Source organism: Paraburkholderia sp. BL21I4N1, from assembly GCF_002973525.1.
Classification (GTDB): Bacteria; Pseudomonadota; Gammaproteobacteria; order Burkholderiales; family Burkholderiaceae; genus Paraburkholderia.
Window position 1 is genome coordinate 860232 of sequence record NZ_PVEN01000001.1, and the last position, 12302, is coordinate 872533.

Here is a 12302-nt window from a genome sequence, read left to right on the forward strand (position 1 = left end):
CGGGCCTTAATTGGCAGGAGTGGGCGTTAGCGACCCGCCGCGCCAGATCGATGGAACAGAATGAAGGGAGACAGGCAGATGGACTCAGGTATTCACAATCGCGCGACGGCCACCGCCGCGGCCGTCGCAACCGGCGCGGCATCGCTTCCGCCCGCACCGTTGCCGCGTTCGTTCCGAGACCGCTGGTGGGCGATCTTCGACGTGCGCATCGGTGCGTTGCCGTTGCCGGTGTATCTGCTGCTGATCGCCGTGTTGGGCGCGATGACATTCAAAGGCAAGCTCGCGTCGGACTTGCCCACCGGCATCGCGCTGGTGACGGTCGGTGGTTTCACCTGCGCCGAACTGGCCAGACGGATTCCCTGGATTCGCCATATCGGCGCGACGTCGATCTTCGCCGCCTTCATTCCGTCGATGCTGGTGTATTACAAGCTGATGCCGCAGCCCATCGTGAAGGCGGTCACCGACTTCACGAAGACCTCGAATTTTCTGTACCTGTTCATCGCGGCGATTATCGTGGGCAGCGTCCTCAGCATGGATCGCCAGACCTTGATCAAAGGCTTCGTGCGGATCTTCATTCCGGTCGCGAGCGGGTCGGTGGTCGCGGCGCTGGTCGGCACGAGCGTGGGCGCCGCGCTGGGCCTCGACATCAAACATGCGTTCTTCTTCGTGGTCGTGCCGATCATGGCGGGCGGCGTGGGTGAGGGCGCGTTGCCGCTGTCGGCGGGTTACGCGCAGATCATGGGCGTCGATCAGGGACCGCTGTTCGCACAGGTGTTGTCGGCGGTGATGCTCGGCAATATCGCCGCGATCTGCTGCGCGGGTCTGCTGAGCTATCTCGGCACGCGCCGGCCACGGTGGACCGGCAACGGCCGCCTGACCGTCGGCGACCCGGACGACGCCGAGGTGAACGCCACACCGCTCTCGTTCGAATTCGACGTTAGTTCGGTGGCGGCGGCCGGCGCGACGGCGATCGTGTTGTACCTGCTCGGCGTGCTGAGTCATCAATGGTTCGATTGGCCCGCGCCGGTCGTGATGCTCGTGCTGGTGGTCGCCGCCCAACTGTTCCAGGTGGTGTCGCCCCGCGTGCGCGGCGGCGCGCGTTTCATGTACGGGTTCTTTTCGACGGCGGTCACCTATCCGCTGATGTTCGCGATCAGCGTGGCCATGACGCCGTGGGGCGAGATCGTCACCGCGTTTCATTGGGTGAATATCGTGACGGCCGTGTCGACGGTGTTGGCACTGGTCGTTACCGGGTTCTTCGTCGGCCGGATGGTGGGCATGTACCCGGTCGAGGCCGCGATCGTCAACGCGACGCATAGCGGTCTCGGCGGTACGGGCGACGTGGCGATCCTGACCGCGGCCAACCGCATGGAGCTGATGCCGTTCGCGCAGATCGCGACACGCATTGGCGGTGCGGTGACCGTCATGACGGCGCTCGCGGCCTTCGCCCTATTGCGCTGAATGCGCGCGACGCGAGTGCCGGACTACTGATATGTACGCCGCATAGACGCGCCATTCATGCGGTGTTTTTTTCCTCATACGATTGAATATTTTTTCATATCTGACGTTGTACATTGGCAAGGAGATAGTGTTCGGAGCGTATGACGCATGGTCAGGCATCGGTTTTACCCAGTACTTTTTTGCGTGATGTTCGCCACGCTCACGTTGTTCTCACCGGCCAGCCGCGCGCAATACACCACCGACTGGCTGGCGAACACCTTCGGCACGCTCGCCACGCACGTAGGCAACGGTGCTCGCTCGCTGTGGGTCGCGCCCGAAGGCGTGATCTATACCGCTTCGCTATGGGATGAAAACGAAGGCGGCGTCGCGATCTATCAGAACGGCAAGAGCGCGGGCTCGATCGGCACGCATGCCGACTTCCAGGGGAGCGCGATCACCGGCAACGCCACCTCTATCTTTGCGGCCTTGCAGTACAACCGCTCGTTCGGCAGCGGTTCGGTAGGACGCTACAACCGGGCGACGCAAACGCGCGATCTGGTGATTCCGGTGAGCGTATGGACGGCCGTGCCGCATGCCGATGTCATCACCGGCCTCGCGACCGCGGGCTCGCTGTTGTATGCGAGCGACTTCTTCGGCAATCGCGTGCGCGTGTTCACGACCGACGGCGTCTGGCAGCGCGACATCGCGATCACGAGCCCCGGCGCGCTCGCATTGGATAGCGCGGGCAATCTGTGGGTCGCGCAGCAGAGCACGGGCGCGATCGTCGAGTTCAGTCCGGCCGGCGCGACGCTGAACACGATCCAGATGGCGGCCACGTCGCGGCCGTCCGCGTTGTATTTCGACGCCACGTCCGGGCAATTACTGGTCGGCGACCAGGGCCCGGACATGAACATCAAGCTGTACAACATCGCGGGCGCGCCGACGCTGGCCGGCACGTTCGGCGTTCAGGGCGGTTATCTCGACACCACCGGCGGCGTGAAAGGCCAGGTGGGCGACAAGCGCTTTACACGCGTCGCGGGCATCGGCAAGGATGCGGCCGGCAATCTGTACGTGCTCAACAATCCGTGGGGCGGCAGTTGGGACATGGGGCGCAACGGCGTGACCGATCTGCATGCGTACGACAGCAACGGCAATCTGCAATGGAAGCTGCATGCGTTGAACTTCGAGGCGGTCGCGGCGCCGGATCCGTCGACGGACGGCGCTTACTTCTACAGCGGCGCGCACATCTACACCGGTACGGCGGGCGGCACCTTCGTCGCGAATACGGTCGATCCGTTTACCTATCCGTCCGACCCGCGTCTGAACATGAACGACACGCAACGCGACGAGCATTTCGGGCAACTCGTCACGGTGGGCGGCAACCGGATTCTGGTCGCATCCGGGCAGAACCCCGGCATCTTCTACTTCTATCATTTCAACGCGGCGAGCGGCTATATCGCGATTCCGGACGCGTCGATTCCGGGCACCACGTTCAATACCGATCGTCAGGTCACGGGCGGTTTTTGCATCGACAGCCGGGGCGACGTGTGGGCGGGGTTGGATCGCACGAACCACATCTATCACTACCCGTTGACGGGTTTCGACGGCACGGGCAAGCCGCTGTGGGGACCGGCCGTGACGATCTCCATACCGCAGACCATCCGGCCGTTGACGCGCATTCTCTACCTGCCTGAAAGCGACACGATGATTCTCGCGCAGGGCATTGCCGGCAGTTGGGACTGGACGGCGATGCTATCGCGCATTGAGATCTATCACGGCTGGAGCGCGGGCAACACGACGCGGCCCAATCCGGTAATCAACCTCAGCAGCGCGAATCCGAAGTCGATCGCGGCGGCGGGCAATTATCTGTTCGTCGGCTACGTGCACACGGTGCCCAATATCGACGCGTTCAACCTGACCACGGGGCAACTCGACACCACGTTGATCAACGCGAGTCCGGCGACGGTGGACGTGGGCAACGACGTCGATTCGATGTATGGGCTGCGGGCGTTTCTGCGCGCCTCGGGCGAGTACGTGATCACGAAAGACAACTACAACGGGTCGAGTATCGTGGTGCATCGCTGGACACCGTGACGGCGTTTGCGGCGAGGCCTATCGGATAAGATACGGCCCGCGATGCAATTTTCCGAACAGAAGGAGTGGTTTTCAGTGATCCAACCGAGCAACGTATTCAAGGACAACCTCGCGCAAATGCCGGCTATCGACGGTGTTGCGCGTATCGATCTGATCGACGGCAACGGCGCCGTGGCGGCGAGCATCGAGAACAAGCCGGGCAAGCAGGGCTCGCTCGCGGTCTATCACTACCTGCAGCAGACCTTCGGCACGCTGGACGCCGACGCGGCCGGGCACGGTCTCGCGCTGTTCGCGGAGCATACCGCCGACGCGCGTAATCGTCCGGGCGCGCATCCGAACGTCGATCTTCTGCTCGCGATCGTAGCGGGCGGCCCGGCGTTGCGGATTCACGTGGTGGCGGCGGATTAAATCCGTCGTCGCACTGATAGCGGAGATAGAGGTAGCCCGGCTTAATGGTTAAATAATGAATATCTCATTATGCGTGGCCTAAGCCGGGATTTTCTTATGCGTCGCCCGTGGCCGCATCGGCAAGTTTATCCGCAGCGCACCCGATGAATACCGTTTGATGAATTCCGCATAAGCTGCGAAGAAAGCGCACACAGCGGCCTGCAATACTCTTATCATCTGCGGCAGTCGGAAAAAGACGTTCTGTTATTGGAACGTACTTCTCGCTTGCCATTCCCCTGCATTTTCAAAGCATCCATTGCGATGAAATCGGAAACGAGATCAGGAGTGTTTGCAGTGCATCAAAGTGAACGATTAATCGGCCACGCTTCCACGGTCGCCGCTAAAACCGCCCTGGTATTGGAAACCAACAATTTGCGCGGCGGCGACTCGGCGGCCAACGCGCTGTCGAGCCTGAAACGGCTGATCGAGCGGCTGACGCGGCAGACCCTCGCGCCGCAAGTATTCGCCCAGTGGATCATCACGCACGACGGTCTCGACGCACGTGCCCGCGACGAGATCGTCAAGCTGGCGGGCCGACCCATCGACTTCGTCGAAATCGGCGCGCAGACCGGCTATTACGACGCGAAGAACCTCGGCTTCGAGCAGGTCGACGAGGCCCGCTGCGACTACGTTGCATTCGGCGACGCCGACTGTCAGCCCGCCGACGACTGGCTGGAGCGCCTGCTCGCCCCTTTCGACGAACCCGGCGCCGATGCGCTGTCGGCAATCGCCGGGCGCACCACGTATAGCGCCAGCATGAGCGGTGCGGCGCTAACCACGATCGACTTCATGTATTTCCCGAGTCCGCTGCGCGATGGCGCGACGCGTAACTTCTATGCGAACAACGTCGCGTTTCGCCGCGAGGTATTCGAGCAATATCGCTACGGCAAACTCGACGGCGTGTATCGCGCGCATTGCCAGGTGATGGGCTTGCGCCTGCAGGACGCGGGCGTGGTCGTGCATTACGCGCACGACGCGCATACGGAGCACCGTCTGCCGGATAGGTGGCGCGAAACGGTGAAGCTTCGCTGGATGCGCGGCGAAGACAGTGTGGCGCTCACGCCGTACATTGTCCGCGCGTATTTGCCGGCGTCGCTGCAATGGTTCGCGCGCAGCGGGCCGTTGGCGCCGTTTTGCGTAATGGCGGGGCGCCTCGGCTTCAGTCTGCGCGCGCTCAACCATCAAGGTCTGCCGCCGCTGCGTGGCTGGCGGCGTGCCGCGACGGCCGCGTTGCTGATCGGCATTTCGTTGGTGGACACGCTGGGCGCTATCGTGCGCGGCGCTGGTTTCGGCCCGCGCCGCGCGGCCGGCCGCGATGCCCAGGCGCTGTCCTATCACCGCCACTGACACGGCGTGAGATCAGGTCACGCAGGCGCTGTCCTTCGCTTGTTCGCTCACCGCAGGTCCAACCTTTCCGACCATGAACGACTATTCTCCGCGCGCGCTCGGCTATCGCGCGACCGGCATTGCACTCCTGCTGCTGAGTACCGCGGCCCAGGCCGCGCCCATCGACGTGGCCGGCCGTGGCGTGTACCACTTTGCATCGGCGAGCGGTTGCCCGTTCGATCTCACCGGCGCTAATCCGATCGCCGCCAGCGACGCAACCCGTGCCGACTGCAACCGCGTGGCGCTCGATACCCAGGACGCGCATGCCAGCATCGACACGGCCGGACAGACTATCCGGCTGTCGACCGACGCCGCGCACGAAAGCAAAACGCTGATCGGCGACGTGCTGTTGCAGGGCAGCGGCGTGGCGTCGAATGGCCGACGCGTGCCGTTGAGCGTGCAGGTGTTGCTGCGTCGTACGGGCCGCACGTGGAGCCCCGACATCTACGTGCATGCGCCCGTGTCCGGCAAGTTCACCGAGGTGCGGATGGACCCGTACCGGATCGTCGTCCGCGAGGGCTCGGAGGAGCGTATCGTGTTCACGCCAGAGCAGGCGCGCGACCTGCTCGCGCATCCGTCGCTGGCGGCGCGTGTCGCGCGTCAGTTGGTCGAGGTCCGGCCGACCGCTAGCAGCGACGCCAACGCGAACGACATCACGATCGCGCTCGGCATCGGCCAGGTGGCGAAGTCGGTGGCGCGTGCGCGCTTCAGCTCCGATCAACCGGACGACACCGATCTGAACCAGGTGCTCGCCAAGGGCAACTGGACGGTCGACGTGGAAGCGTTGAGCAGCCAGATCCCCGCATGGGCGGTCAAGCGCGAACTCTTCCTGTTCGGTCTCGAAGCCAGCCGGCTGTTGCAGGACGTGCGCGAACGCGGCTTCGACAAACACGACACGCTGTCCTTCGGCGTGGCGAACGGCGCGGGCTTCCTGCGTTACAACGGCCGCGAAGAGCCGTTCGCTGGCGCGGTCGCGTCGGGTCGCGCGTTCATGCAGGACAGCTTCATCGGTCTGATACTCGCGTGGCGCCGCGATGCCAGTGAACGCGCGGCGGCAGGCCCAGCCGCCACGCGCGCGGCGAAACGGCCGGGCGGAGCGCCGGCGTGAGTCGGCTTGCTTATGCTTGCCTCGCACCCGCCGAACCTCGCGGTTACGCGGCGCTGCGCGCGTGGCTGGTCGACCGTATCAAACGTAAGGCGCTGCGGCGGCTGCATGCCAACCCGCGCGGCGAGCGCCTGGTGTTGCGTATGTACCTCGCCGCCGAAGATGCCACCGAACGTGCCTTGCAAGAGGAACTGCTGCCGCAGTCGCCCGCGTGGCTCACGCGCCAATTGAACCGGCACCTGGCGGACGAGCGCCGTCACGTCGCGCTGTTCGTCGACGCACTGCGGGCGGCCGGCGACGACGCGGACAATCGTCTCGCGCCGGACTGGCTGAGCCGTCGCAAGATTGCGCAATGGGACCGGCTCGCGCGTCGCTATGCGTCGCGTTTCGCGCAGGGCGTGCTGGTGCCGGTCTATGCCACGGGACTGTGCGCCGAACAGATGGCGACGCGCGTCCTCACCCGCCACTGCGACGTGCTCGGCGGCGGGCATGCGCTGTATCCGCTGTTCGCGTCGGTGCTGGCGGACGAGCGCCGCCATGTGCGCCTCTGCGAAACCACGTTGCGGCGTATGGTGGCGCCCGGCGAAGCGGCGACGCTCGCGGCGTTGATGCGCGAGATTCGCGCGATCGAAGCCAGCTTCGCGTTGACCGGCGCAGTGGCGATCTATCTGGCGAGCTGGGCGATCCGGCCGCTCACGCTTGCGCGCACACGCACACGTCCCGACGCGCGGCCGAATCGGCACCGTCACGGCACTCCATGACCCCTCACATCATCTATCTAGCGACAGCGGACGCCCGCGGCCATCTGATGCGCGCGCAACTATTGGTGCATGCGCTGCGCAAGGCCGGCGCGCAGGTCGAAGTGCTGACCACGTCGGAGTCCGGGCGGCGCTTTCTGGCGAGCTTCGGTATCGACGCGCCGGTCCTGTCGCAGCACTACGCGGTCCAGTTCGACGAGCGCCAGAACATGCTGCGCCGCGCCACCAATCGCAACGTCGCGCACTACGTGTTCCGGCCGACGCGGATGCTGTACGACATCTACCGTTTGCGTCTGGTTGCGCGCAATGCGGATTTGCTGGTCAACGATTCGTTTCATCCGGCGCTGCTATTCATGGGCATGCTGCCCGGCTGGCGGCGCAAGATGCTGCACGTGTACGGCGCGAGTCTGAAGACCGCGTTGCTCGCCAATTTCGACGGCGTGTTGCCGCGCATGCTAAGCCGCACGTTCGCGCGCATCGTCGGTTGGCAGATCGAGGCGGCGTTGTCGTGCATCGAACACGATTTCGCTTACGAAGCCGACGGCGTTCCAGATAGCCGCCGCTTTCAGTTGCCGACGCCGGTGGCGCTCGCCGCGCCGTCAACGCCCGAGCATCGCCACGATGCCGCGGTCTACCTGAACCCGCATTTTCGCGACGCGAGTCTTGCCGATGCGTTGACCGCCGGCCTCGACGACACGGGACTGACCTCGCACCGCGTTGGCGAAGGGTATGCGGGACGAGCGGGCTGGCAGAGTGTCGATCCGAACTGGGCGAATTGTGCCGCGCATGCGCGGTTGATCGTGTCGGCGCCGGGTATGGCGGCGCTCGCGATCGCGCAGGTCTATCGGCGCCCTATCGTGCTGGTGCTTACCGATCAGCCCGAGCAGGCGAGTAACGTGGCGCGCGCGAAGCGGCTCGGACTGTTGCATCGGGTCGTGACGTGGCGCGGCGACGCCGACGATTTTCGCCGTCAGGTCGCCGACGCGGCGCATGAGCTTGCGCATTCCGACGCCGCGCGCGCGAGTGGCGCCGCCGGCCGGCAGAACGCGCAGGCGCGTGTCGACGCGTGGACCGAACGCCTGATCGCGCTGTGTGCGAGTAGCGCGCGAACCTGACGGATAGGCTCTGCATGATGCGAAATCATTGGCTCAACGGCGTTCATCCCGGCATGCATCGCGCGATGGGACGACCCGATTATCGGCAAGCGCTCGTGGCGTCGCTCGGCATGGCGTTGGGCCTGGTCATTTTTGTCGCGGCCGAGCGCTTCGTTACGCCGCGTTATCACTTCGTCACGTTCGCGGACGATTCGATTCCATTTCTGCCGTGGTTCTGGTGCGTGTACGTGTTGTTTTTTCCGTTCGTGGTAACCGCGTCGGCTTATGCCTCGTCGGCGGACTTCCGGTCGTTCAAGGCGGCGGCGTCGCTGGCGTTCGTCGTCGGGCTCGTGTGCTTCATGCTGTTCACCGAAACCGTGCCACGGCCCGATCCGGGTCTGATCGGGAATCTGTTTCTGCGGCAGCGGATTAGCCGATTGTGGGGACTCGATCTGCCCACGAACGGCTTTCCGAGTCTGCACGTCGCCATGACCTGCCTCGCATGCCGGATGCTGTGGCCCACGCGCGCCGGATGGCTCGCGGCGGGGACCGGATTGCTGATCTGTCTGTCGACGTTGACGATCAAGCAGCACACGCTGGTCGACGTGGCGGGCGGTGTGCTGTTGTCGTTGCTTTGTGGTGGTCTGGTGGCGAAGTGGCGGACGACAGTCGGGGTACGCGGCAATGCATAAGCTAGAGGATGGTTTACACACGGCAATTGCTGAAGCAGGGGAGTCCGCGAGCCCTGCAATGTCCGAGGTCGCGGAATGTTCACTTGCTGCTACGCTCCAGCCGACGCAATCGTCCCGAGCCGGCGCCAACGCCGCGTTGAGCCGCTTCGCACCAGATGCGGCGCTCTTCGTGCTGAAACCGTGGCGGGCACTTATCGCCCTGGCCGCCGATTGGGGATTGATCGCAGCCTGCCTGGCGTTCGCGGCAAGCTGGCCTCATCCGCTGACTTACCTGGCAGCGGCCGTGGTGATCGCGCGCACGCAACTCGCGCTGGCGGTGATGATGCATGAAAGCGCACATGGCACGCTGCTGCGCAATCGGCGCCTGAACGACGCGTTGGGTCAGGCATTGGCGGCCGGTCCGTTGTTTCTGTCGCTCGCGAGCTATCGCGCCGGGCATATCAAACATCATCTCGCGCCGATGCGGGACGACGACCCGGTGGCCGCCGTGTTCGGCATTGCCGATTACCCCGTGTCGCGAGCACGCCTGGTCAGGCGTCTGATCGCGGACGTGTGCGGCGTGTCGTACTGCGTCGGTGCGTGGCGGGTTGCGCGGGGCGATTTCCGTGAGATCTTGCCGAAAGCGGCGAAATCGTCGGCGTATATCGTGTGGGAAGCGGTCTCGATACTGGCGACCAATGGCCTGCTGTTCGCGGGGCTCGCGCTGTGCGGGCATCCGTGGTTTTATCTCGGCTTGTGGCTGTTGCCCGCGATCACACTGCTGCCGCTGATGGGACGCGTCAGAGCGATTCTCGAACATGCGGGCTTGCCCGCGGGCGACGATCAAAGCCTCAACGCCCGAACGATCGTCGCGCCGTCATGGCAGACCTTTCTGTTCGGCCCGCACGGCATTCACTATCACATCGAACATCATCTGTACGTACGCATGCCGTTTTATCATCTCGGCAAGGTGCATGCGCAACTATCGAACGCGCAGTTGCTGCCGCGCGGCAATCTATATACGAGCTATACCGACGTGTTGCGCGCGGTCAGCGGTAGCGATAAAGAGGCTGCTGTAGTACGAAGTTGATGTCACCGCCATGCGGCTGTTGGAGTTCTGTTGCCGTGGCAAACTGCCTGTCTTCACGAGTCGTGTTCCGGAGCCCGCGCGAGTGCCTCTTCTTGCCGCTGTCGCGCTAGCAGCCGCCATTCAGTCGGCCGCGTTAGTGCCCTTCGTTCCGCGCGACATCGACGCGCCGGGGCCGCACGGTCCGTTGCGCGGCACGCTGCTGTCGGCCGCCGCGCAACCTGCATCGATGCCGGTCGTGCTGATCGTGCCGGGTTCCGGTCCGACCGACCGCAACGGCGACGGCCCACTGGTTCGCACGTCGGCTTATCGACTGTTGGCCGAGGGGTTGGCGAGTCGCGCCATTGCGAGCGTGCGAATCGACAAGCGCGGCATGTTTGGCAGCGCGTCGGCGATTGCCAACGCCGACGACGTCAGCGTCGACGACTACGCGCGCGACCTGCACACGTGGGTGACGAGCATTCGCCAACGGACCGGCGCGTCGTGCGTGTGGGTGCTGGGTCATAGCGAGGGCGGGCTGGTTGCGCTCGCGGCGGCACGCGATACCGCGGACATGTGCGGCCTGATCCTGGTCGCCACGGCAGGGCGTCCACTCGCGCAGGTATTGAGGGAGCAACTGAAAGCGAATCCGGCCAACGCACCGGTTCTCGATAACGCAATGTCGGTGCTTGCGTCGCTCGAAGCGGGAAGCACCGTGCCGGCAACGCGGATCGATCCCGCGTTGTTACCTCTGTTCAGGCCACAGGTGCAACGGTTTCTAATGAGCGAACTGTCGCTCGACCCGGCTGCGTTGCTGACCGGTTACGCGAAGCCCGTGCTGATCGTGCAGGGGCTGCGGGATATTCAGGTTACGCGCGACGACGCCGAACGGCTCAAGCGTGCGGACCCCCGTGCCGAACTGGCGCTGGTGGCGAACGCCAACCATGTGCTGAAAACCGTCCACACGGACGATCTGAGCGAAAACCTCGCGACCTACACGAACCCCGATCTGCCGTTGGCCGATTCCATCGTCGATGTGATTTCGGCATTCGTGCGGCGCTAACGACGCCGACGCGCGCGGTCGCGAGTAGGCACGCTCGCGTGCATCGGCGTTGCGTGCCTTCAATGCGTTTTGTTCCGCGCCCAGCGCAACTGACGCTCCCTGATCCGCAAATTGATTCGATCCGCCGCGAGCGAACCGAGCGTCGTCAACGTGGCCTTTTGCGTGGCGTCGAACTGGCGTTGCACGCGGTCGAGCACGCACAGCGAACCGAGCGGATAGCCTTGCACGTCCCGCACCGGCGTACCCGCATAGAAGCGAATCCGCGGCTCGCCGGTCACGAACGGATTCCGCGCAAAACGGGCGTCGGTGGTCGCATCCTCGACGACCAGCAGGTCGTTCTCGATAATCGTGAAATTGCAGAATGCCCACGACCGCGGCGTCTCCGTGCGGTCTAGCCCAAAGTGCGATTTGAACCACTGCCGCTCCGGCGTCAGTAGCGTGAGCAACGCGATCGGCGCGTCGAACAGTTGCGCGGCGAGTTGCGTGATCTCGTCGAAGGCATGTTCTTCCGGCGTATCGAGCAAGCCCGCGGCGGCAACGGCCTGGAGCCGCCGCGCTTCGTTGGCCGGGACGGGCATGTCCGGCGCGCCATCCACCGTCACCGTCTGGGCCGCCGCTTCGTCCACCTGACTGAGCAGGCCGCGCACACGTGTCTGCAACTCCGCTTCGGTCCACTCCGCGCCCAGCACGTGCAGCCGTTCGCCGAGTTCCGTTTCCGCCGCGAGATGCGCCGCGCCGAGCGGGCTGATGACCAGCAACTGTGTATGCCCGAGCGCCGGATGCTGGCCGATGCGGCGAATCATCGTCAGGCGGTCGCGGTCCATCCGGTTGAGTTCGACGATGACGATCGACGGCATCAGCACGCCGATCGACAGCAACGCCGCATAGGCGTCGCTGTCGGCCACCACCGCGCATTCCGGCGTGGCCGCGAGCACGTCGCAATAGTGGCCGAGCCGATGTTCGGACGCGTGAATCACGGCAAATGTGGAAGGTTGCGCGGGGTGCGGCTTGAGCCGCCCCATCAGTTCGGTCACCGCGCTGCGACGCACGCGCCGATGGCCGCCGGGTGTTTTCCACGACTCGATCGCGTTCTGTTCGATCCACACCTGCGCGGTGCGGATCGACACGCCAAGCAACTTGGCCGCCGCGCGGGTGGTGATGATGGGATCGTCCATATT

At 64.6% G+C, this 12302-nt stretch carries 11 protein-coding genes; 10 read left to right on the forward strand and 1 reads right to left on the reverse strand.

All coding sequences use genetic code 11. The features are described from left to right. Positions 1 to 78 precede the first annotated feature (78 nt). The 10 genes from B0G83_RS03710 to B0G83_RS03755 all read left to right on the forward strand — a co-directional run bounded on the left by B0G83_RS03710 (position 79) and on the right by B0G83_RS03755 (position 11124). The gene (locus B0G83_RS03710) at positions 79 to 1461 is read left to right on the forward strand and encodes a 2-hydroxycarboxylate transporter family protein (protein ID WP_105506045.1); all 1383 of its coding nucleotides are present in this window, start codon (positions 79 to 81) and stop codon (positions 1459 to 1461) included. Between the two features lie 186 nt (positions 1462 to 1647). Beyond that, the gene (locus B0G83_RS03715; protein ID WP_258167672.1) at positions 1648 to 3534 is read left to right on the forward strand and encodes an SMP-30/gluconolactonase/LRE family protein; all 1887 of its coding nucleotides are present in this window, start codon (positions 1648 to 1650) and stop codon (positions 3532 to 3534) included. Positions 3535 to 3609: 75 nt separating this feature from the next. Continuing rightward, positions 3610 to 3942, forward strand: a complete 333-nt coding sequence (locus tag B0G83_RS03720; protein WP_105506571.1) for a DUF2322 family protein — start codon at positions 3610 to 3612, stop codon at positions 3940 to 3942. Between the two features lie 333 nt (positions 3943 to 4275). Then, on the forward strand, positions 4276 to 5328 hold the full coding sequence (locus tag B0G83_RS03725; RefSeq protein ID WP_258167673.1) for a glycosyltransferase family 2 protein: 1053 nt from the start codon (positions 4276 to 4278) through the stop codon (positions 5326 to 5328). 73 nt (positions 5329 to 5401) lie between these two features. Next, positions 5402 to 6475: a hypothetical protein gene (locus tag B0G83_RS03730; protein ID WP_219848995.1), complete on the forward strand. Its 1074-nt coding sequence runs from the start codon at positions 5402 to 5404 to the stop codon at positions 6473 to 6475. Continuing rightward, entirely contained in the window at positions 6472 to 7233 is a 762-nt protein-coding gene (locus B0G83_RS03735) for a hypothetical protein (RefSeq protein ID WP_258167674.1), read from the forward strand. Before B0G83_RS03730 ends, B0G83_RS03735 begins: the two co-directional genes overlap by 4 nt. After that, complete coding sequence (locus B0G83_RS03740; RefSeq protein ID WP_105506048.1) at positions 7230 to 8345, forward strand: hypothetical protein; 1116 nt, start codon at positions 7230 to 7232, stop codon at positions 8343 to 8345. The genes B0G83_RS03735 and B0G83_RS03740 overlap by 4 nt, the downstream gene beginning before the upstream one ends. A 14-nt stretch (positions 8346 to 8359) precedes the next feature. Next, on the forward strand, positions 8360 to 9016 hold the full coding sequence (locus B0G83_RS03745) for a phosphatase PAP2 family protein (RefSeq protein ID WP_258167675.1): 657 nt from the start codon (positions 8360 to 8362) through the stop codon (positions 9014 to 9016). A gap of 58 nt (positions 9017 to 9074) precedes the next feature. Next, complete coding sequence (locus tag B0G83_RS03750) at positions 9075 to 10085, forward strand: fatty acid desaturase family protein (RefSeq protein WP_105506050.1); 1011 nt, start codon at positions 9075 to 9077, stop codon at positions 10083 to 10085. A gap of 136 nt (positions 10086 to 10221) precedes the next feature. Beyond that, positions 10222 to 11124 carry an alpha/beta hydrolase gene (locus B0G83_RS03755; protein WP_374954893.1) on the forward strand — a complete coding sequence of 301 codons (903 nt, stop codon included), beginning with the start codon at positions 10222 to 10224 and terminating at the stop codon, positions 11122 to 11124. Between the two features lie 59 nt (positions 11125 to 11183). On the opposite strand, the gene B0G83_RS03760 is transcribed toward B0G83_RS03755, so the two are convergent. Then, on the reverse strand, positions 11184 to 12299 hold the full coding sequence (locus tag B0G83_RS03760; protein ID WP_105506052.1) for a GAF domain-containing protein: 1116 nt from the start codon (positions 12297 to 12299) through the stop codon (positions 11184 to 11186). Positions 12300 to 12302 lie beyond the last annotated feature (3 nt).